This is a genomic window from Pseudomonas sp. S2_E02 (genome assembly GCF_054668355.1).
Genome location: NZ_CP162761.1, coordinates 1,853,380 through 1,873,743, shown reverse-complemented (window position 1 = coordinate 1,873,743; position 20,364 = coordinate 1,853,380). Strand labels below are relative to the sequence as shown.

Sequence of the window (20,364 nt, the reverse complement as noted above, 5' to 3'; positions counted from 1 at the left end):
ATGAAACAGCAACACGTAAACAGCTACTACGCCGCCACTCGCAACGAAGTCATCGACTTTCCGGTTCTGGAAGAGTCGGTCGAGTGCGATGTCTGCATTATCGGCGCCGGCTACACCGGCCTGTCCTCGGCGCTGTTCCTCACCGAAGCCGGCTACAAAGTGACGGTGCTGGAAGCGGCGAAAGTCGGCTACGGCGCCAGTGGTCGCAACGGCGGTCAACTGGTCAACTCGTATAGCCGCGACGTCGACGTGATCGAAGAGCGCTACGGCGACAAGACCGCAGAAATCCTCGGCAGCATGATCTTCGAAGGTGCCGACATCATCCGTTCGCGCATCAAGGAATACGACATCAAATGCGACTACCGCCCGGGCGGTATCTTCGCAGCGATGAACAAGAAACAACTCAACGGTCTGGCTGAGCAGAAGCGCGGCTGGGAGCGTTATGGCAACCGCAATCTGAAGATGCTCGACGCAGCGGATATCCGTCGTGAAGTTGGCTCCGATGCTTACGTTGGTGGTCTGCTCGACATGCAGGGCGGCCACGTTCACCCGCTGAACCTGGCCCTCGGTGAAGCGGCTGCGATCACGCGTTTGGGCGGCAAGATCTACGAGCAATCAGCGGCTGTAGAAATCAAATACGGCGAGCCCAACGTCGTGCGCACCGCCAAAGGTCAGGTCCGCGCCAAGTACTTGCTGATCGCCGGCAACGCTTATCTGCCGCAAGGTCTCGACAACCGCGTGACCGCGAAAAGCATGCCGTGCGGCTCGCAGATCGTTGTCACCGAGCCGTTGACCGAAAAACAGGCGCGCAGCCTGATCACCAACAACTACTGCGTCGAAGACTGTAACTATCTGCTGGATTACTACCGCCTCACCGCCGACAACCGTCTGCTGTACGGCGGCGGCGTGGTCTACGGCGCACGTGAACCGGACGACATCGAACAACTGATCCGCCCGAAGATCCTCAAGACCTTCCCGCAGCTCAAAGACGTGAAAATCGACTACCGCTGGACCGGCAACTTCCTGCTGACCATGTCACGCATGCCGCAATTCGGCCGCATCGAGAAAAACGCCTACTACATGCAAGGCTACAGCGGCCACGGCGTTACCTGCTCGCACCTGGCCGGCAAACTGATCTCGGAAATGATCCGCGGCGACGCCGAACGTTTCGATGCTTTCGCATCGCTGCCGCACATGCCAATGCTCGGCGGCCGCACCTTCTCCGCGCCACTCACCGCCCTCGGCGCCGTCTACTACTCACTGCGCGACCGCTTCGGCATCTAGGTTACCTCCCCGGCGGCGGCCCCAAGACCCCGCCGGTTTTTTACCTGATACACCAAATATCAAAATGTAGGAGTGAGCCTGCTCGCGATGAGGCCAGCCCAGCCACCATCCCTCCCACAGAAACACCACAAACCCTGTGTGAGCGAGCTTGCTCGCGAAGGCGGTTATCCAGTCAAAAATAATGGTGAATGTGCCGCCCAATCGCGAGCAGGCTCACTCCTACAGGTCCGTATTACCAAGGCCAGAAGGACTTTTGCCGCACCGTCCATCGAACCTGCTGAGCAACACCGGCAAACGTGATTTAATAGCCGCCTTTCACGGTTCCGGGACACGGGAGCAACGTGATCCGCGCCCTCGGCGCGTCACCCGCCACCCACCCCCATCGCCCTTAAGTCGTTCTCACATAAGGCAGTCATGGATACGGGTTCTCGACTCAAACTAGTACGCGAAAGCTACAAACTCTCCCAGCGTGAGCTGGCCCGGCGTAGCGGCGTGACCAATGCCACCATCTCCCTGATCGAACAGAATCGCGTCAGCCCCTCCGTCAGCTCACTGAAAAAGCTGCTCGAAGGCATACCGATGTCCCTGGCCGACTTCTTCACCTTCGACCAACCCCCGCGCGAACACCAATACGTCTTCCGCGCCAACGAACAACCCGACCTCGGCCGCCATGGCTTGCGACTGCTGCTGATCGGCGCCTCCGTGCCCAGCCGCCAAATGCGCTTGCTGCGTGAGCAATACGCACCGGGCGCGAGTTCCGGGGAAGAGCCGATTGTGCATGCTGAAGGAGAGGAGTGCGGGTTGGTGACGCGTGGCACGGTCGAGTTGACTGTGGATGGGTCGGTGAGTGTGTTGAATGCGGGGGATGGGTATTATTTTCCGACCACGCTGCCGCATAAGTTTCGGAATATCGGGGCGGATGAGGCTGAGATTATTAGTGCGAATACGCCAGCGAATTTCTAATTAATGAGGGCAGCCATAAGGCTGCCCTCATCAGGTGTCATTTAGAATAGAAGACGGCTATGCAAGATTTTTTAATCATGCCGTTTCCGAAGAATCAGTTTTTTCCAGGAAAAAACGAAAAGGTGACAGATCTATTTATAAGGTGATCTGTCACCAGTGCGGATTATTTCTTTTTAGGTTTGCCTGCATCACTTCGCTAATGCGTGGAGTAGGAATGCCCGCGCTTTCCTTACCTGTTCTTTTTAAGAGGCGGGCTCAAACCCCCGCTGCTCAATCATCCGAAACACATCACTCACATCCTGCACCAGGATCCTGGCGATGCTCTCGACGGACGAATCCCCTCACCACACGGCGCGTTTTCCTGCGCCTTTTTCAGAACTCAAATCCGCACACACCTCAATTTGAACTTTCCTAAAAAACGATGTCAATTTGATGGCGTGTCGCGACGCTCATTGAACAGGATCAACCAGTGCCAGGCTGTTTCCTGGCAACCCAAGGAAGTGTGTGATGAGACTATTACTCGCCATGTTGTTGATGTTCAGCAGTTACACGTTCGCCAGTTGCGGCAACATCGACGACCACGATCAGCGGGCCTATTGCAATGCGAGGGAGAGCGGCAGCAGTTGCGGCAATATCGATAATCACGATTTGCGCGCCTCGTGCAACGCCGAGTTGGGAGGCAGCTCCTGCGGCAACATCGATGACCATGATCAGCGCGCCTACTGCAACGCGAAGAAGAGCGGCAGCAGTTGCGGCAATATTGATAATCACGACTTGCGTGCGCGGTGCAATGCGGAGCAGGGCAACAGTTCCTGCGGCAACATCGATGACCATGATCAACGAGCCTATTGCAACGCCACGACCGGCGGCAGCAGTTGCGGGAATATCGACAACCATGACCTGCGCACCCGCTGCGAAGCCCTGAAACGTTGAACCTTGCAGATCAGTTCGAATTGATGGCATTACGATATCAATGATAGAGTCCCGGGCCATTTTTCCAAGGAAGAACACTGTGCTACGTAATCGTCTTTTTGTATGTGCTGCATTACTTACTTGCAGCTTTTCCGCACAAGCCATCTCAAAAACCGAATATCTGAAAGGCTGCAAGATCCTGGAAAACGCCGCGATGGTCGTGATGCAGGCGCGTCAGGATGGTGCTCCCATGGCGACGCTTTGGGATATATCGGAAAAAAATGAGAATAAGTTGATCACCAAGATGTATCAGAGGCTCATTCAAGATGCATATGAAGAGCCACGGCGCGAAACCGCAGAGCAGCAAACGGCCGCGACCACTGAATTCCAGAACAAATACTTCTCTGCCTGCTTGGTCAGTACGCCCAAAGAATAAGTGCCAATTGAAAGATTCTGCGCAGCCAGTGTGAAGCGATGAAGCGCTGATATCCGGTACCTGTCACCAATAGGGGAAACCGATGCCTGAACAGGCGTCGGTTTTTTTTGCCTAAACCATGACCATTCATCCGATACACCGCACCTTCACGCCAGCCGGTCTTCCAATGCTGTAACTCACCTAGCAAAGGAAAAGCACCATGCTGAACCATAAAATTGCGGTGTTTACACTCGCGGCGCTTATCTCCGGCAGTTCGCTATATGCAATTGCGGCTGGCGAAACGTCCACCCCGACGGCGAACGATGGCAGCAGCCAGACGCGGGAGCCAGCTTCGCCCGCTACGAATGCCGATCCGGACGCCAATGCGCTGCCCCCAGGCGCGGATGGCGGTAAAACCGACAATGGGCCAGTGCCCGCTGGTTCCAAGCCGAGTGGCGCGGGTCAGGGCGGAGGCAGTAGCAGCGGTGGTGGCAACGGCGGCAGCGGAGGTGGCAGCTAGTCAATGGTGTGCGTTTGAAAAACCCGGCCTTGAGCCGGGCTTTTAATGCCTGCCAGACTCTTACTTCGTTTTCCAATGCCCGCCACCATTCTCACAATCAATCCGCGCCTGGGCCAAATGCTCCATGTCGTAGTAATACGTGGTCACCTGAGCGTTGTCGGGGATGTTCAATGCCTTGGCGTTCTTGTCCTTGCTGGTGGAATGCGGGTTGGCCAGAGATTCCTGGGTAATCGTGGCGATACATGTAGCCTGATAGTGATCGGCGCAGTGCTCGACCTTTGTTTTGGTGCTGCTGAGCATGTCTTTGCTTTCGTTGCTGCACGACCAGTCGATTGAGTTGACCGGCATGCCTTCGTATTCATAACAACTGTGGCTTTCGACCGAGGGCACTGAGGCGCTGGAGGATTGGGTCTGGACGTCGCAGCCTTCGGCCATGACGCAGGTGGGGATGATGGCGAAGGTGGCGATCAGAAGCAGGAAGCGAATGTTCATCGGGGTTTCCTCTTCAATGGCGCCGGGTCTGATCAATCATGTTGGCGCTTTATAGTTTCGAGACGGCGCGGAGGAGGGAGGTTCCATCGGGTTTTTGATTTGCTCCCATGGCGTACACTGCGAAACAATCGGAAACATTCAGCGCCCAAGGATTGGAACATTGCCCATGATCGAAATTGGCAGCCGCAATAATGCGTCCCCCTCGCAGCACCCATTCCACGACATCTACCTGTTCCACATTGACCCTGCCAAGCCAGACACGCCTTTCTGTTTCGAGCAGTCGATGTCCGGCGGGCATATGGAGCATGGCGGTGCCCGATGGTTGGCGCTGGATGAGCTGGATGCCTGGCCGGGAGAGTGGCGCGAGCATCTGAAAAAGGCCGATTGCGCGTGGGTTGTCGAGTTGATCGATGCCCGTCCAAAAGCCGATCAGGCCACATTGGTGTCGCTGATTCTTCAGCGTCATTCCGAGCCAACGAAGCCAACCGGACGGCTTAAAGCGATCAGCAACTGGCTCAAACGCAACATCCATGTCGGCGGCCGCTATGGCGTTTAACCCACGGAGACTCTCATGACCCAGACCCTCGAACGTGCTATCGCCATCGCCGCCACGGCCCACGCCGGGCAGGTCGACAAGGGCGGTGCGCCGTACATTCTGCATCCGCTGAAAGTCATGTTACGCATGAGCACGCTGGAAGAACGTATCGTTGCCGTGCTGCACGATGTGGTTGAGGACTGTGGTGTCAGCCTCGATGATTTGCGCAAGGAAGGCTTCAGCGAGGAAGTTTTGAGCGCTATCGAATCGGTGACCAAAGTGCCGGGCGAATCCTATGAAGACTTCGTCGACCGCGCCGCACAGAACCCGATCGGTCGGGTGGTGAAGCTGGCGGATCTGGAAGAGAACAGTGACTTGTCGCGAATTGCCTCGCCGAGTTGGGAGGATCTGGAGCGAATCGAAAAGTATCGAAGGGCGATTGCACGGTTGCGTATGTGAACGAAATCCCTGTGGGAGCGAGCCTGCTCGCGAAGGCGTCGAGTCAGTGACTTATCTGCGACTGGCAAGACGCTTTCGCGAGCAGGCTCGCTCCCACAGGGACTAATCATTATTGGGTGATGTTGGGTCAGTTTATTAGCCAGGAAGGCGACTATGAAATCCATTCTCTGTTTGTTGATGGCTGCCGGTTTCGGCGCGCTGTTGCAGTTCGAAGGCGTGCCGCATGGCCTGCTGTTGGGTTCGATTGTCGTCACCGCATTGTTCGCCAGTAAAACCGGTATCGCACCGGCAACTCCCTATGGACTCGGCTACATCCAGGTCACGCTGGGCATCGCCACCGGGCTGATGTTCGAAGCGTGGGACAGCGCGACGGCCTCGACGATGTTGCCGAGCCTCGGTGTGTTGCTGATTTGCCTGGCAGTGCAGATCGCATTGGCCGGATGGTGGCTGACGCGCGGCGCGGGCTGGAATCGCACCGATGCATTGTTGGCGGTTTATCCGGGCGCACTGGCCGCAGTGTTCGATCTACTCGAGTCGGAAAAGGCATCGAGCAAGGTCATCATCGTGCACTTGATACGCTTGCTGTTGATCACCGTACTGGTGAGTTTCCTGATTCCCGGGCAAGCCGCTGCAGTGGCGGTTGCCGATGGCGACCCTTTGACGACAGGCATGGCTCTGACAGCGTTTTCGGTCATCGCGCTGAGCGTGCTGCTCGGGCGCTTGCTGCTGGTGATCGGCGTACCGGCGCCGTTCATGCTCACGGCGATCATCATTACGGCGGTGTTTGTGAAATCGGGATGGTTGCACGGGTTTCACATGCCGGACTGGAGTTTGAATCTTGCGGCGCTGATTCTCGGCGTGCGGATCGGCTCACGATTTCAAGGTCTCGGCTTCGCGGAGCTGACACGTCACGGCCGCACGGCGTTGGTCTCGGTTGGTTTGATGATCGTGGTCGCGGCGGTGTTTGCTGAAGTCGCGGCACGCTGGTTGGGCAGTGATCCACTGTCGCTGTGGCTGGCGTACATGCCGGGGGCGATTGAGACGATTGCGATTGTCGCGTTTGGTGGCGGGCTGAATGTGGTGTTTATTTTGACGCATCATTTGAGCCGGATGGTGTTGTTGCATTTCGCGCCGGCGTTGTTGGTGCAAGTGCGGCGGGCGCGCGAAGAGGCCTGACCGGAGCCACTGATGCCTGCATGTTGCGGCGTGTCAGTTAGATCCATCCCCCTCACCCCAGCCCTCTCCCCCAAGGGGGGCGAGGGGGAAAGGGAGCCGATTGTGGGCTGTTCGAAATTTGAGTTCGGCTCGATATACCAGGTCGGCGTAACTCGAACATCCAACACGGTCGGCTCCCTCTCCCTCTGGGAGAGGGCTGGGGTGAGGGCAATGCGGCGCTAGCGGATGTGTGCGTCGAAGCCTTCGCTATCCGGCGCGATATCGCTCTTCAACGTCAAAGCAGGAATCTCATACTCCCCCCCATTCTGCTGCCGAAACCCAATCGGCCGTGCACTCCACAACTCATCCAGCCGCCGCCCCAGCTCATCACAAGTCTCGGCATACCGCGCCGCATCCATCCGACTCGTCCGATACACCACAAACGGTGGCACCACTTCAAACCCCGGGTAATACAAAATCCCGTGCTGAATCGGAAACAACAAATCATCCATCGGCCCGTTAATCCCACGCGGTGCGTAGTGCGATTCCCAGCCGCCGGTGGTGACCATCAACATTGCCCGTTTGCCTTGCATTTTCCCTTCGCCATAACGCTCGCCCCAACGACTGTCGGAATGCTCACCGACGCCATAGGCAAAACCGTAGGCGTACACCCGATCGACCCAGCCTTTGAGAATGGCCGGCATGGTGAACCACCAGAGTGGAAACTGCAGGATCAGCGCATCCGCCCACAACAGTTTTTCCTGCTCGCGAGCGATGTCGGCAGCCTGGGTGCCTTCGGCGTAGGCGACTTTCGAGTCGAGCGAGGCGTGGAACGGTTTCGTCGCGTCGCGCTGCGGGGCGTCGTCGGCGTCGAGGGTGGCTTTCCAGTTCATCGCGTAGAGGTCGGAGACCTGCACGGTGTGGCCGGCGGCTTGCAGGCGCTGGACGCTGAAGTCGCGCAGCGAGCCGTTGAGGGAGGTCGGTTCTGGATGGGCGTAAACGAGTAAGACGTTCATGTTGAAGCTCCGTTAGCTGAGTGACTGCAGGATCGGCGTTCACCCGGTATATTGGAAATGAATGTCTGATATGTCTGGTATAGCTATGAATAATTTGAGACGGCTGGATATCAATCTGCTGCTGACCCTCGATGTACTGCTGGCGGAGCACAACGTCACCCGCGCGGCGCAGCGCCTGAATCTGTCGCAACCTTCGGTGAGCGTGCATCTGGCCAAGTTGCGCGACATCTTTGGTGATCCGCTGCTGTTGCCCGGGCCGCGCGGCATGCGCCCGACGGCGCGCGCCGATGAGTTGCGTGAGCCGTTGCGCGAAGCGTTGGAGGCGTTGGAGAGAGCGGTGGCGCCGGCCAGTGCGTTCAATCCGGCGCAGGCGACCCACACCTGGAAGATCGCCGCGACCGATTACGGCGAGTCGACGGTGGTGCTGCCGGCGCTGAGCAGCTTGCGCGAGCAGGCGCCGGGCACGCGTCTGGCGGTGATCGATCTGACGCCGGCGCATCTGGTCAAACAGGCCGAGCAGGGCGTGTTCGATCTGGCGCTGCACATCAGCGAAGACGCGCCGCCGGAGTTGCATCGACGGCCGCTGTTCACCGAGCGTTATGTGCTCGCCGGTAGAGTCGGACATCCAGATTTGATGCATGCGCCGAGCCGCCAACAGTTCTGCGCGCTGGAGCACGTCATGGTGTCGCGCGAGGGCGGGGGCTTTTTCGGGGTGACTGACCGGACGTTGGCCGATGTCGGGTTGATGCGCAAAGTGGTGTTGTCGGTGCCGCACTTTCTGATGGCGATGTCGGTGTTGGCGAGCACCGATCTGGTGGCGATGCTGCCGTCACGTCTGGTGCGTGGCAACCCGGCCTTGCAAGTGGTCGACGCGCCGCTGCAAGTGCCGGGTTACGAAATGGCGATGTTCTGGGGCGAACGTTCGCACCGCGATCCGGCGCACAAATGGCTGCGTGAGCATTTGTTGGCGTCGGTCTGAGGCGCTGTCAGGCGTGGCCGAGGGCAATCGCAAACGACACGACGATCATGCACGCAAACGCAAAATTGAGATTCATGAGGTGTTCATCCTGAGCCTTTTAGAGTGGCGCCATTCTGAACAGGTTGAAAGCAAAGAAAAAATTCGCCTTGTTGATTCCAATGATCGAAACGATTGATACCCCGCCGGATTGTGTTTGCTCAGGGCTTTGGCTAATCTCGAAAAAACCTGCAACTACAAGCATAAACAGGCATAACCATGCACGATCATTCCGCGGCTGAACTGCCATCCCTGCGCCGGCAGAAAATCCTTTTGCTCCTCGAACGTGACGGCAAGGTCATGGCCTCCGAGTTGAGCCAGCACTTCGCAGTCTCCGAGGACACCATCCGCCGCGACCTCGCCGAACTGGACAACGCAGGACTGGTGCAGCGCGTGCACGGCGGCGCGTTGCCGCGTCCAAAAGACTCCGGCAAGGATTACTTCACGCGGCTGGACGAGACGGATGAGGTGAAAATTCGCTTGGCGCAACGGGCGGCGCTGGAAGTGGAGGACGGGCAGATTGTGCTGTTCGATTCCGGCTCGACCACGCTGCAAGTGGCGCGCTCGTTACGTGCAGATATCAGCATCACGGCGGTGACCGCTTCACCGATGACGGCGATTGCCTTGTCCGAATTCAAGGCTGTGAAAGTGATTCTTGCTGGCGGCCAGTTGAACCCGCGAACGATGGCGGCGGGTGGGCATGAGGCGCTGCGGCTGCTGGCGGGGATCAAGGCGGATCTGGCGATTACCGGGGTGTGCGCGATTCATCCGGAGGTGGGGATTACCTCGCTGCATTTCGATGAAGTGCCGGTGAAGCAGGCGATGCTGGAGGGCGCGACGCGGGTGATAGCGGTGACTTCGGCGGACAAGTTGGGAGCGGTGGAGCCGTTTGTGGTGGCGCCTTGTACGCGCCTGCATACGCTGATTACCGAACGGCATGTGGCGTCGGGGAGTGTCGAGGATTATCGGCGGTTGGGGATTGTCGTCGAGCAGTTGCCGGATTGAGGTTTTGCGGTGGTTTTGATGGCCCCTTCGCGAGCAAGCTCGCTCCCACATTCGAACGCGTTTCTGAGATAGAACTCGATCAACTGTGGGAGCGAGCTTGCTCGCGAAGGGGCCGGTATATTCAACACATGTTTCAGCGCAGGCGCTCAAGCATCTGGTAATACCACATCCCCGCCGCCAGCAACGGGTTACCGAGCAAATCCCCCATCGGCACCCGAATGTGCTGACACGCGGCAAACGTATCGAACTGCTCCATCTGCCCAGTGATCGCGCGGCTCATGATTTCGCCCATGATGTGCGTCGTCGCGATGCCGTGCCCCGAATAGCCCTGGCAATACCAGACGTTGTCCGAGAGCTTGCCCAGTTGCGGAATGCGGTTGATGACGATGCCCATCGCGCAGCTCCACTGGTAATCGATCTGCACACCTTTGAGCGCCGGGAAGGTTTGCTCGATACACGGGCGCAGTTCGGCGGCGATGTCGCGTGAATCCTTGCCGCTGTAGTTGGCGCCGCCACCAAACAACAAGCGGCCGTCGGCGGTGAGGCGGTAGTAGTCGAGGACGAAGCGGCAGTCGTACACCGCGAGGTCTTCGGGGTTGATCTGTTTTGCCAGATCGCCCAGTGGCGCGGTGGTGACGATGCCGCCCATGGCCGGGAAAATCTTGCCCTTGAGCTGTCCCGGTTCGAGCTTGTGATAGACGTCGCCGGCGAGCATCACCTGCTTGGCGTCGATCTGGCCGTGGGCGGTTCTTACGCTAGGCGTAGCGCCGTGAATGATCTCCAGCACTTCGCTATTTTCGAAGATCAGCGCGCCAAGACTTTCCGCCGCTCGCGCTTCACCGATGCACAGGTTGAGCGGGTGCAGATGCATGTTGCGGGTGTTCTTGATTGCACCGTGGTAGAGGTCGCTTTGCAGCAGATCACGCACTTGGCTGCGGTCGAGCAGACTGACTTCATCGCCTAATCCGCGACGCACGGCTTCTTCATAATCCTTGCGCAAGTCGGTCATGTGGCTGGGTTTGTACGCGGCGTGTAAATGGCCGTGTTTGAGATCGCATTGAATGCCGTACTTGTCGACGCGTTGTTGGATGATTTCATGTCCGCGCCAGCGCAGGTGCCAGATGAAATCATCGACGTCATCGCCGAGTTTCGCGCGCATCTGTTTGCGCATCGCACCATCGCCGGAAAGGCTGCTGGTGACTTGGCCGCCATTGCGGCCGGTGGCGCCCCAGCCGATTTTGTGGCTTTCGACGATGGCTACTTTCAGGCCTTTTTCGGCGAGTTCGACGGCAGTGGCGACGCCAGTGAAGCCGCCGCCGATGATCACCACATCGACAGTGTGTCGGCCTTGCAGGGTCGGGTAGTCGGTGTCTTGGTTAAGGGTGGCGGTGTAGTAGGAATTGCAGCGTTCGGTCATGTCAGTGTCCACACAAAGTTCGGAAGTCGGAGTGCAGTCCCCTGTGGGAGCGAGCTTGCTCGCGAAAGCGGTGTGTCAGTCACCCAAAATGTTGAATGTGACGACGCCTTCGCGAGCAAGCTCGCTCCCACAGGTTCGGTGTCGGATCGTTAAGCTTCGGTGAGATACCAGCGCCAATCCTGCTCACCCACCTCCGCCATGAACTGCCGGTACTCTGCACGCTTCACCGCCAGATACACCCCGAGAAATTCCCGCCCCAAGGCATCCCGCGCCCACACCGAATTCTCCAGTGCCTGCAGCGAGGTCAGCCAATCGGTCGGCAGCAATTCCTTCGCCTGCGCATAGCCATTGCCTTCAACCGGTGCACCCGGATCAAGGTCTTCACGAATGCCACGATGAATCCCGGCAAGGATCGCCGCTGCCGCCAGATACGGGTTGGCATCGGCGCCGCAGATGCGGTGTTCAATGTGTCGGGTATTGGCCGGGCCACCGGGTACGCGCAGGCTGACGGTGCGGTTGTCGACACCCCAGGTCGGCGCCAGCGGTGCGTAGCTGTTGGCCTGAAAGCGCCGGTACGAGTTGGCGTTCGGGCAGAACAGCAGCAACGAGTCGAGCAAGGACGCGAGCATGCCGCCAATCGCCGTGCGCAGCAGCGGGGTGCCGGCCGGGTCTTCGGAGGCGAACAGATTGTGCCCCGCGCCATCGGCCAGACTGACATGCATGTGCATGCCGGTGCCGGCCAGATCATCGAACGGCTTGGCCATGAAGGTCGCCTGCATGCCGTGCTTGTGGGCGATGGCTTTGACCAGACGTTTGTAGCGCACGGCCTGATCCATCGCCTCCAGCGCGTCGCCATGTTCGAGGGTGATTTCCACCTGGCCCGGGGCGTATTCGGAGATCGCCGTGCGCGCCGGAATGCCGTGCAGTTTGCAGGCGCTGTAGAGGTCGGCGAGGAATGGTTCGATCTGTTCCAGCTCGCGCAAACCATAAACCTGCGTATGTCGCGGTCGACCACCGTCAGCGTCCAGCGCCGGTTGCGGGCGACCGTTGTGATCGCGTTTGGCGTCGAGCAGATAGAACTCCAGTTCACACGCCATCACCGGGTGATAACCCTCGGCCTTGAGCCCGTCGATAACCTTGATCAGCAAGTGTCGCGGGTCGGCGATGCTCGCGGGCATGCCCTCGGTCGGGTGCATGCTGACCTGCACGGCGGCGGTCGGAATCTTGCGCCATGGCAGGCGCACCAGACTGCCTTCCAGCGGATAGGCGCGGCAGTCGATGTCGCCGACATCCCAGACCAGACCGGAGTTCTCGACGTCTTCACCCTGTACGGTCAGACCGAGGATGGTGCTGGGTAGTGGCCGACCGCTTTGGTACACGGCGAGCAGTTCTTCACGGTGCAACAGCTTGCCGCGCGGCACGCCGTTGGCGTCGAGGATAAACAGCTCGATCATGTCGATATCGGGGTTCTGTTCAAGGAACAGGCGTGCGTCTTCGATGGCTGCGAATTTCATAATCAATCACTCACGATGGCGCCGCGCAGGCGCGCAGATTCGGGCCGGACACGACGCGACAAAAAGGCGTAGGTGTCCTGGCAGGGATATCAAGAAGTAGGGGACTGTCGCGGTTCTTTAACGGACGCGATCAGACAGACCGGGCGATATCCGGCGGGCGTGCGGAGTGACGCAGCTTGGAACGGCGCAGGGCCATGGGGAGATTGACGATACGATTCATACGCCGCCCCTGTGGGAGAGGGCGCGCAGGGTAGAGACGTTCAACGATTTTCGTTGTTGTGGTGACGTACTCATAACGCGTGTTTCCGTTGGCGGAAAACGTCGGTGGCGGGCTGACCCGCCGACCGGTGTGCCCGGATAGTAAGGGGGAATTCGCGGGCCTGTAAACGGGAGATTCACAGGCCCCGCTTCAGCGCGTCAGCTCAAAGCCCAGCCCGGCGAGGGCGCAAACGATCAACACGCTGATCACGCCGCGTTTGAAAACGAACAAGGCCAATGCTGCCGCAACCGCCAGCATCAGCGAAAACAGATCCAGTTTCCCGGCAAAACCGTTCGGCCAGAACACGTGGTAGGCGAAAAAACACGCCAGATTCAGAATCACCCCGACCACGGCAGCGGTGATCGCCGTCAGCGGTGCGGTGAACTTCAGTTCGTTGTGCGTCGATTCCACCAACGGCCCGCCGGCGAGGATGAACAGAAAAGAGGGCAGGAAAGTGAACCAAGTCACCAGCGTTGCCGCCAGCGCCCCGGCGGCAAAGGCATGTTCGGGGCCGAACGCCGGTTGCACGTAGGCACCGACGAAACCGACAAACGCCACCACCATGATCAGCGGGCCCGGGGTGGTTTCACCGAGGGCGAGACCGTCGATCATCTGCGTCGGCGTCAACCAGCCATAATGCCCGACGGCACCCTGATAGACGTAAGGCAGCACCGCGTAGGCGCCACCGAAGGTAAGCAGCGCGGCTTTGGTGAAGAACCAGGCCATTTGCGTGAACGTGCCGTCCCAGCCAAACAGCACCGTCAGTAACGCCATCGGTAAACACCAGAGCACTGCGCCGATCAACCCCAAGCGCAGCAGCTTCGGCAGACTAAAACGGGCGTGTTCGGGCGCCGGCGTATCGTCGTCGATCAACGCCGGGCCGAAGGATTTCTCGCTGTTGCGCGTACCTGCGTTGTTGAACCGCCGAGGGGCGAATCGTCCGCCCAGATAGCCGATCAACGCAGCCCCGAGGACGATCAAAGGGAAGGGCACATTGAAGGCGAAAATCGCCACAAACGACGCCCCGGCAATCGCCCATAGCCAGGCATTCTTCAGGGCGCGCGAGCCGATGCGATGCGCGGCGTGCAGCACTATCGCGGTGATTGCCGGTTTGATCCCGTAAAACACTCCAGCCACCGCTGGCACGTCACCGAAAGCGACGTACAGCCACGACAAGCCAATCAGAATGAACAACGATGGCAGCACAAACAGCGCTCCGGCGATGACACCGCCCCAGGTGCGATGCAGCAGCCAGCCGATGTACGTCGCCAATTGCTGAGCCTCGGGGCCGGGCAGCAACATGCAGTAGTTGAGTGCGTGCAGGAAACGTTTTTCGGAGATCCAGCGCCGACGCTCGACCAGCTCCTGATGCATGATCGCGATCTGCCCGGCCGGGCCGCCGAAACCGATGCAGCCGAGTTTCAGCCAGAAGCGCCACGCTTGGCGCAGGGTGACGGGATCGGGGCGGGGCAGGTTGTTCGGCGCTGTGCTCAAGCGAGACTCCGGAGTTGAATCCTGGCGGAGTGGCTATCTAATCAGACTTTCAACCCTCACCCCAACCCTCTCCCAGAGGGAGAGGGGGCCGACCGAGGTGTCTGGTGTTATCCATCGACCTGGAAGATCGAGTCGATTATGGATTGGGTCATCAGCCAGACGCCTGAGGGCGAGCGGCCGGCCAGCTACTCAGGGAGAGATTGCGTACCGAGGTAATTTGCGTTTCACATCGACCTTGAAAGGTTTGGTCGGTCATGGATTCACCACAATTCCTTCACGTCGGCGTACTTCTGCAATATCCCCCAATCAGTCCCCTCTCCCTCGGGGAGAGGGTTAGGAGGGCGGCGTTCCGATGAGGGGCTTTTGCTTTTCAGGCATGCGCCAGGCTCCAGCGCAACGCCGCATCCCGATCGCTCTCACGGCCCTCGACCCAGTGAGAACCCACAAGCGTAGTCTCACGCTTCCAGAACGGCGCACGGGTCTTGAGCACGTCCATGATGAACGCGCAGGCTTCAAACGCCATGTGCCGGTGCTTGCTGCTGACCCCGACAAACACGATCGGCTCACTCACCGACAACGCGCCAACCCGATGCACAATCTCCACCCCCAACAGCGGCCAGCGCTCGCGGGCCTCTGCGGCGATCTGCTCAAGAGCTTTTTCGGTCATGCCCGGATAGTGCTCAAGAAACAGCTCATTCACGCTCTGGCCAATGTTCAGATCACGCACATAACCAATGAAATTCACCACCGCACCCACTCGTGGGTTGCGCGCGTGCAGATCAGCCGTCAACTGGCCGACATCGAAGCTTTTGTGCTGGACTCGAATAGCCATCGATCAACCCCCGGTCACTGGCGGAAAAAACGCGATCTCATCGAAATCCTCAATCACCTGGCTCGGCTGACACAGTTCCTGATTCACCGCGCACATCAGATTCCCGGCACCGAGCACTTCGCGCCACAGATCGCCGCGCTGCATGAGCATTTGCCGGACATCTTCAACGCTGCCCAAAGCCTCGGTCAGCGGGATTTTTTCACCGCCCAGATTGAGCCGGTCGCGGTAGCTGGCGAAGTAGTTGATCAGGATCATCGCGCGTCCTCCGATTGAAAGTGGCCGGAGCGTCCGCCCTGTTTGCTCAGCAAGCGGATATCACCGATAACCATCGCCCGATCCACCGCTTTGCACATGTCGTAAATGGTCAGCGCGGCGACGCTGGCGGCGGTCAGGGCTTCGAGTTCGACGCCGGTCTGGCCGGTCAGGCGGCAGGTGCTGTTGATCTGCACGCGATCCGGTTCGCAAGCCTTCAACTCGACCTGAATCGAGCTGAGCAGCAACGCATGGCACAGCGGGATCAGTTCGTGAGTGCGCTTGGCCGCTTGTATCCCGGCGATCCGCGCCACGGCGAAGACATCGCCTTTCGGGTGACCGTTGGCCTGAATCATCTGCAAGGTTTCCGGACGCATCTGCACCCAGGCTTGCGCGCTGGCTTCGCGGCGGGTCGCGGCTTTGTCGCTGACGTCGACCATGTTGGCGCGGCCCTGATCGTCGAGGTGGGTGAGGGTGTGGCTCATGCGGAATGCTCCTGGATCGGGCTGTAAATTCGCGGGGCGTTGCGGTGCGGCACATGGATCAGATTAAGCCGGTGCTTGAGTGCCCACCGCACAGTCAAAGCGGTTGGCGCGGACAGACTGACGAGGGTGCCGAGGCGGGCGCGCACGGCTTTGTGGATCAGTTCGAGACTGCAACGGCTGGTCACCACGACGAAGCCTTCAGCAGCATTGATGTCGTCGAATTGCATCGCACCGATCAGCTTGTCGAGGGCGTTGTGGCGGCCGATGTCTTCGCGGCACAGCAGCGCTTCACCGTTGGCGTCAAAGTACAGCGCGGCGTGCAGGGCGCCACTGCTTCGGGCGAGTTGTTGAGCGGCTTCGATGCGTTGGCGAATGCCGTCGAAATGCTCTGCCGGCGGCAGCGGTGAAGGTTGCAGAATCTGCAGTTGCGGCAGCGCCTGCTCCAGCGCTTCAACGCCGCAGATGCCGCAACCGCTGGTGCCGGTCATTTGCCGACGATGATCCTTCAAGGCCCAGAACGCCCGGCTGGAAATCTGCACATCGGCCTGACAGGCCTGATCGAAATGCGTGAGGCGGATATCGTAGATCTCGTCGACGCTGTCGATGATCGCGTTGCTCAGGCTGAAGCCACGGATGAAGTCTTCGAGGTTGCCGGGCGAGACCATCATCACCGCTTGGCTGAGGCCGTTGTAGGTGATGGCGAGGGCGATTTCCGAGGCTAGCGCGGCGTGGGTGATGGTGGCGTCGGGCAGGTATTCGCGAAACGCCACTTGCGCCGGTTGCGGGGCGGGGGCGTTGGGCTCGGTGGCGGATTCTGTGAGGGTTTCGACGTGGCAGAGCATCTTGAAAGTCCCGAAGCGCTGAAGAGTGTTCAGGCTACGGGGGCGTTAAAAGTGCGTCCAATCGCTTGTTCTGATGTGGTGATTGCTTTGCTCGATCAACCAGGATTTGTATCGACTGTTCGGGCCTCTTCGCGAGCAAGCTCGCTCCCACAGGGGAATGCATTTCAACTGTGGGAGCGAGCTTGCTCGCGAAGGCGGCCTTACATTCACCATCATTTATTCGGCAGAAACCTCAACCCCAAACAACTTCCGCGCCTCGGCAAAACACTTCTCGGCAATCGCCGAGCGCGGTTCGGTCTTGCGCATCACCAGGCCCAATGGCGCAAGCACACTGGCATCCGGCAACTGCATGAACGACAAGTGCTCGATCGGCTCTTCCAGGCCGCTGTCCAGCGGCATGATCGCGCAGCAGAAGCCTTGGTGAATCGCCTGCAACAGCTGATAGGTGGAGTCGCTTTCCATGATCGGCTGCGGGCTGAGGCCACGGCTGCGGAAGCTCAAATCGATGGATTTACGGTAATGCATGCCGGCGGTAATCATCCCCAGCGGCAGTTCGGCGGCGTCTTCCCAGCTCATTTCCGAGCCTTCGAACTGGAAATGCCGGTTGTCGTAGAGCAGGCCGACGCGGGTTTCACCGATCTCGAAAAACTCGAAATAGTTCGGGTTGACGTGATCCAGATAGCACACGCCCAAGTCCAGTTGGTTATTGCCTAACCCGGCAATGATCTCGTCGGAACTGAGCGACGACAGACTGAACTTCAACTCCGGATACGTCCCTGACAACCCCTGAATGTAATTGACCGGGTTGAAGCTACTGAGCGGCACCAGTCCCAACCGCAAGCTACCCACCAATTGCCCGCGACACGCCGCCGCTTCGGCGAACAATCCGTCATGCGCTGCGAGCAAGGTGCGCGCCCAGGCCAGCACACGCTCGCCGGCCTGGGTGAAACCTTCAAAGCGCTGGCCACGGTTGACCAGCACCAGATCCAGCTCGTCTTCCAGATTGCGCAGGCGCATCGACAGCGTCGGTTGGGTGATGTGGCAGCGTGCGGCGGCCTGGCCGAAGTGGCGGGTTTCGTCCAGCGCGATCAGGAACTTGAGTTGTTTGATGTCCACGATGGCACCTGCTCGATGGGAATTTTTTGATTGAGTATTGACGCGGATGCGCGAGTCGCACGAAAAGCGCAGGGTGCGACGATCTCATCTGAACGGTTGTTCGTCCAATCGGAAGTGTTTAAGGGACTATCGATCAGCTCTATCACGCCCGGTTTTACTGGCCTTGAGCAAAGTGAAAGGCACCGATAGAGGCGGTCGATAATGTGGTTGGCCAGAGTGATTAGACAGTACTCATAAGTGGCACTTAGGCTGCTCGGCAATGTTGATTGACTGCTGCCGGAGAACTGCCATGAGCGCAAAAGCCGATGCCCTGTTTGTCCCCCTGAATATTGCCGTGTTGACGGTCAGCGATACGCGCGATTACGCCAGCGATACGTCCGGCCAATTACTGGTCAGTCGTTTGCTGGAGGCCGGTCACACGTTGAGCGAGCGCAATCTGCTCAAGGATGATCTGTACAAAATCCGCGCTCAGGTAGCGAACTGGATCGCCGACGAAGGCATTCAGGTGGTGTTGATCACTGGCGGCACTGGTTTCACCGGTCGCGACAGCACACCGGAAGCGGTGGCCTGCCTGTTCGACAAACAGATCGATGGTTTTGGCGAACTGTTCCGGGCGATTTCGATTCTGGATATCGGTACATCCACCGTGCAAAGCCGCGCGCTGGCCGGGCTGTCGAACGGCACGCTGGTGTGCTGCCTGCCGGGTTCGACCGGTGCCTGCCGCACGGCGTGGGAAGGCATTCTTGCCGAACAATTGGATAACCGTCATCGCCCGTGCAACTTCGTCCCGCACCTGAAAGCCGTGCAAGCCTGCGGGCCACGCGGATGAGCAAAGCACCGCTGATGCCGGTCGAAGACGCTCTCGACCAATTGCTCGGCATGGCCAATGAGCAACGTCTGGCCGACGGCGAAGTGCTGGCGCTCGACGATGCGCGTGGGCGGGTGTTGGCCAGTGATCTGGTGGCGACACTCGACCTGCCGCCGTGGCCGAACAGCGCCATGGACGGTTACGCGCTCAATCTCGCCGATCTGCACCGTCAGCCGCTGAAGGTCTCGCAAAAGGTTTACGCCGGGCTGGCGCCGGACACGTTGCTGCCCGGCACCTGCGCACGGATTTTTACTGGCGCACCACTGCCGCCCGGCGCCACCTGTGTCGAGATGCAGGAGAACGTCGAAGTGCTGGAGGACGGCCGCGTGCGTTTTTTGCAGCCGCTGAAAGCGGGGCAGAACATCCGCGCGCAAGGTCAGGAAAATCGCGTCGGCGACATCCTGCTGCGCGCTGGCAAGCGACTTGGACCTTTCGAACTGGCGGTCGCTGCCGGGCAAGGGCTGGCGCAACTGCACGTGGTGCGTCGCCCGCGTGTGGCGCTGCTGTCGACCGGTGATGAACTGGTCGAGCCGGGCCAGCCGTTGCGCCCCGGCAGCATCTACAACAGCAACCGCGTATTGCTCGGCCATTGGTTGCGTGAGCTGGGCTGCGAAGTGATCGACGCCGGCATCCTCCCGGATCGCCCGGCGCAGACGCGGCTCAAGCTTGAGCAATTGCAAGTGGCGACCGACCTGATTCTGACCACGGGCGGGGTGTCTGCCGGCGATGCCGATTGCCTCGGACAGGTGTTGCGCGACAACGGCAAACCGCTGTTGTGGAAACTGGCGATCAAGCCTGGCAAACCACTGACCGTGGGCCATTTCGGCACGGTGCCGGTGATTGGCCTGCCGGGTAATCCGACCTCAGCACTGGTGACGTTTGGCTTGTTGGCGCGGCCGTATCTGCTGCGCATTCAAGGCGTGGAAGATGTCATGCCGCTGAGTTTTACGGTCAGCGCGGGCTTCGATTGGCACAAGGCTGGCGGCCGCCGTGAATACCTGCGGGTGAAGCTGGAGGCGGGGCGTGCGGTGCTTTATCCGAATCAAAGCTCCGGCGTCCTGCTCGGCGCAACCTGGGCCGACGGCCTGGTGGAAATCCCCGAGAACAGCACGCACAACCTCGGCGACCCGCTGCGTTTCATCCCCTTCAACGAACTGTTCTGACCTCACCACCAATCAAACTGTGGGAGCGAGCCTGCTCGCGAAGGCGGTGGCACAGTCAACATCTGCGTTGGCTGGTCAACCGCTATCGCGAGCAGGCGAAGGCCTACAATGGTTTTGTGGTGCTCAACAATATCCGCGGTGTACGCAAAACCTGTGGGAGCGAGCTTGCTCGCGAAGGCGGAGTGTCAGTCAACATTGATTTTGGCTGATAGGGCCCCTTCGCGAGCAAGCTCGCTCCCACAATGGATTTGGCGCTCATCAATACTCGGGTGTGAATGCAAAACCTGTAGGAGTGAGCCTGCTCGCGATGACGGAGGGTCAGTCGACGAAGATGTTGACTGGGCCGGCGCC

The 20,364-nt window shown here is 59.4% G+C and carries 22 protein-coding genes and 1 pseudogene; 12 read left to right on the top strand and 11 right to left on the bottom strand.

Annotated elements, in window-relative coordinates; genetic code table 11:
- Complete coding sequence (locus AB4O01_RS08270; protein WP_093440793.1) at nt 1-1,284, top strand: NAD(P)/FAD-dependent oxidoreductase; 1,284 nt, start codon at nt 1-3, stop codon at nt 1,282-1,284.
- Between the two features lie 414 nt (nt 1,285-1,698).
- Nucleotides 1,699-2,247 (top strand): cupin domain-containing protein, encoded by a 549-nt coding sequence (locus AB4O01_RS08265; protein ID WP_007950154.1) that lies wholly within the window; start codon nt 1,699-1,701, stop codon nt 2,245-2,247.
- A 242-nt stretch (nt 2,248-2,489) separates the two neighbouring features.
- Here the strand turns inward: AB4O01_RS08265 and AB4O01_RS08260 are convergent.
- Nucleotides 2,490-2,582, bottom strand: a pseudogene (locus tag AB4O01_RS08260) (fructose-bisphosphate aldolase); the annotation flags it as partial.
- 172 nt (nt 2,583-2,754) lie between these two features.
- On the opposite strand from AB4O01_RS08260, the gene AB4O01_RS08255 reads away from it, so the two are divergent.
- The 3 genes from AB4O01_RS08255 to AB4O01_RS08245 all read left to right on the top strand — a co-directional run bounded on the left by AB4O01_RS08255 (nt 2,755) and on the right by AB4O01_RS08245 (nt 4,094).
- The gene (locus tag AB4O01_RS08255) at nt 2,755-3,180 is read left to right on the top strand and encodes a hypothetical protein (protein WP_007919295.1); all 426 of its coding nucleotides are present in this window, start codon (nt 2,755-2,757) and stop codon (nt 3,178-3,180) included.
- Between the two features lie 79 nt (nt 3,181-3,259).
- A complete protein-coding gene (locus AB4O01_RS08250; RefSeq protein WP_093440784.1) occupies nt 3,260-3,595 on the top strand; it encodes a hypothetical protein in 336 nt (111 codons plus the stop codon).
- Between the two features lie 199 nt (nt 3,596-3,794).
- Entirely contained in the window at nt 3,795-4,094 is a 300-nt protein-coding gene (locus tag AB4O01_RS08245) for a hypothetical protein (protein ID WP_093440779.1), read from the top strand.
- A 60-nt stretch (nt 4,095-4,154) separates the two neighbouring features.
- On the opposite strand, the gene AB4O01_RS08240 is transcribed toward AB4O01_RS08245, so the two are convergent.
- Complete coding sequence (locus AB4O01_RS08240; RefSeq protein WP_460091299.1) at nt 4,155-4,586, bottom strand: hypothetical protein; 432 nt, start codon at nt 4,584-4,586, stop codon at nt 4,155-4,157.
- 166 nt (nt 4,587-4,752) lie between these two features.
- On the opposite strand from AB4O01_RS08240, the gene AB4O01_RS08235 reads away from it, so the two are divergent.
- The 3 genes from AB4O01_RS08235 (at nt 4,753) to AB4O01_RS08225 (ending at nt 6,756) form a co-directional block, all read left to right on the top strand.
- Nucleotides 4,753-5,142, top strand: a complete 390-nt coding sequence (locus tag AB4O01_RS08235) for a hypothetical protein (protein ID WP_460091297.1) — start codon at nt 4,753-4,755, stop codon at nt 5,140-5,142.
- Nucleotides 5,143-5,157: 15 nt separating this feature from the next.
- Nucleotides 5,158-5,580: an HD domain-containing protein gene (locus AB4O01_RS08230; RefSeq protein ID WP_093440765.1), complete on the top strand. Its 423-nt coding sequence runs from the start codon at nt 5,158-5,160 to the stop codon at nt 5,578-5,580.
- Between the two features lie 153 nt (nt 5,581-5,733).
- Nucleotides 5,734-6,756 carry an AbrB family transcriptional regulator gene (locus tag AB4O01_RS08225; RefSeq protein ID WP_460091295.1) on the top strand — a complete coding sequence of 341 codons (1,023 nt, stop codon included), beginning with the start codon at nt 5,734-5,736 and terminating at the stop codon, nt 6,754-6,756.
- Between the two features lie 218 nt (nt 6,757-6,974).
- Here the strand turns inward: AB4O01_RS08225 and AB4O01_RS08220 are convergent, their stop codons facing one another.
- Nucleotides 6,975-7,751: an NAD(P)H-dependent oxidoreductase gene (locus AB4O01_RS08220; protein ID WP_460091293.1), complete on the bottom strand. Its 777-nt coding sequence runs from the start codon at nt 7,749-7,751 to the stop codon at nt 6,975-6,977.
- Between the two features lie 85 nt (nt 7,752-7,836).
- Between AB4O01_RS08220 and AB4O01_RS08215 the strand changes: the two genes are divergently transcribed.
- Together AB4O01_RS08215 and AB4O01_RS08210 are read left to right on the top strand one after the other, a co-directional pair.
- Entirely contained in the window at nt 7,837-8,730 is an 894-nt protein-coding gene (locus AB4O01_RS08215) for a LysR family transcriptional regulator (protein ID WP_460091291.1), read from the top strand.
- Nucleotides 8,731-8,985: 255 nt separating this feature from the next.
- Nucleotides 8,986-9,771 carry a DeoR/GlpR family DNA-binding transcription regulator gene (locus tag AB4O01_RS08210; protein WP_460091289.1) on the top strand — a complete coding sequence of 262 codons (786 nt, stop codon included), beginning with the start codon at nt 8,986-8,988 and terminating at the stop codon, nt 9,769-9,771.
- A gap of 133 nt (nt 9,772-9,904) precedes the next feature.
- Here the strand turns inward: AB4O01_RS08210 and AB4O01_RS08205 are convergent, their stop codons facing one another.
- The 8 genes from AB4O01_RS08205 to AB4O01_RS08170 all read right to left on the bottom strand — a co-directional run bounded on the left by AB4O01_RS08205 (nt 9,905) and on the right by AB4O01_RS08170 (nt 17,982).
- Nucleotides 9,905-11,188, bottom strand: a complete 1,284-nt coding sequence (locus AB4O01_RS08205; protein ID WP_460091287.1) for an NAD(P)/FAD-dependent oxidoreductase — start codon at nt 11,186-11,188, stop codon at nt 9,905-9,907.
- A 149-nt stretch (nt 11,189-11,337) separates the two neighbouring features.
- Complete coding sequence (locus tag AB4O01_RS08200; RefSeq protein WP_099756544.1) at nt 11,338-12,702, bottom strand: glutamine synthetase family protein; 1,365 nt, start codon at nt 12,700-12,702, stop codon at nt 11,338-11,340.
- Between the two features lie 409 nt (nt 12,703-13,111).
- Nucleotides 13,112-14,455: a chromate efflux transporter gene (gene chrA / locus AB4O01_RS08195; RefSeq protein ID WP_460091285.1), complete on the bottom strand. Its 1,344-nt coding sequence runs from the start codon at nt 14,453-14,455 to the stop codon at nt 13,112-13,114.
- Between the two features lie 370 nt (nt 14,456-14,825).
- Complete coding sequence (gene moaE, locus AB4O01_RS08190; protein ID WP_460091283.1) at nt 14,826-15,287, bottom strand: molybdopterin synthase catalytic subunit MoaE; 462 nt, start codon at nt 15,285-15,287, stop codon at nt 14,826-14,828.
- 3 nt (nt 15,288-15,290) lie between these two features.
- Nucleotides 15,291-15,542 carry a MoaD/ThiS family protein gene (locus tag AB4O01_RS08185; protein WP_102899228.1) on the bottom strand — a complete coding sequence of 84 codons (252 nt, stop codon included), beginning with the start codon at nt 15,540-15,542 and terminating at the stop codon, nt 15,291-15,293.
- A complete protein-coding gene (moaC, locus tag AB4O01_RS08180; RefSeq protein WP_116254930.1) occupies nt 15,539-16,024 on the bottom strand; it encodes a cyclic pyranopterin monophosphate synthase MoaC in 486 nt (161 codons plus the stop codon). Before moaC ends, AB4O01_RS08185 begins: the two co-directional genes overlap by 4 nt.
- Entirely contained in the window at nt 16,021-16,866 is an 846-nt protein-coding gene (gene fdhD, locus AB4O01_RS08175; protein ID WP_460091279.1) for a formate dehydrogenase accessory sulfurtransferase FdhD, read from the bottom strand. Before fdhD ends, moaC begins: the two co-directional genes overlap by 4 nt.
- A gap of 216 nt (nt 16,867-17,082) precedes the next feature.
- Complete coding sequence (locus AB4O01_RS08170) at nt 17,083-17,982, bottom strand: LysR family transcriptional regulator (RefSeq protein WP_108226803.1); 900 nt, start codon at nt 17,980-17,982, stop codon at nt 17,083-17,085.
- Between the two features lie 289 nt (nt 17,983-18,271).
- Between AB4O01_RS08170 and moaB the strand changes: the two genes are divergently transcribed.
- Together moaB and AB4O01_RS08160 are read left to right on the top strand one after the other, a co-directional pair.
- The gene (gene moaB / locus AB4O01_RS08165) at nt 18,272-18,811 is read left to right on the top strand and encodes a molybdenum cofactor biosynthesis protein B (RefSeq protein WP_038365659.1); all 540 of its coding nucleotides are present in this window, start codon (nt 18,272-18,274) and stop codon (nt 18,809-18,811) included.
- Nucleotides 18,808-20,013, top strand: a complete 1,206-nt coding sequence (locus AB4O01_RS08160; RefSeq protein ID WP_460091276.1) for a molybdopterin molybdotransferase MoeA — start codon at nt 18,808-18,810, stop codon at nt 20,011-20,013. Before moaB ends, AB4O01_RS08160 begins: the two co-directional genes overlap by 4 nt.
- Nucleotides 20,014-20,364 lie beyond the last annotated feature (351 nt).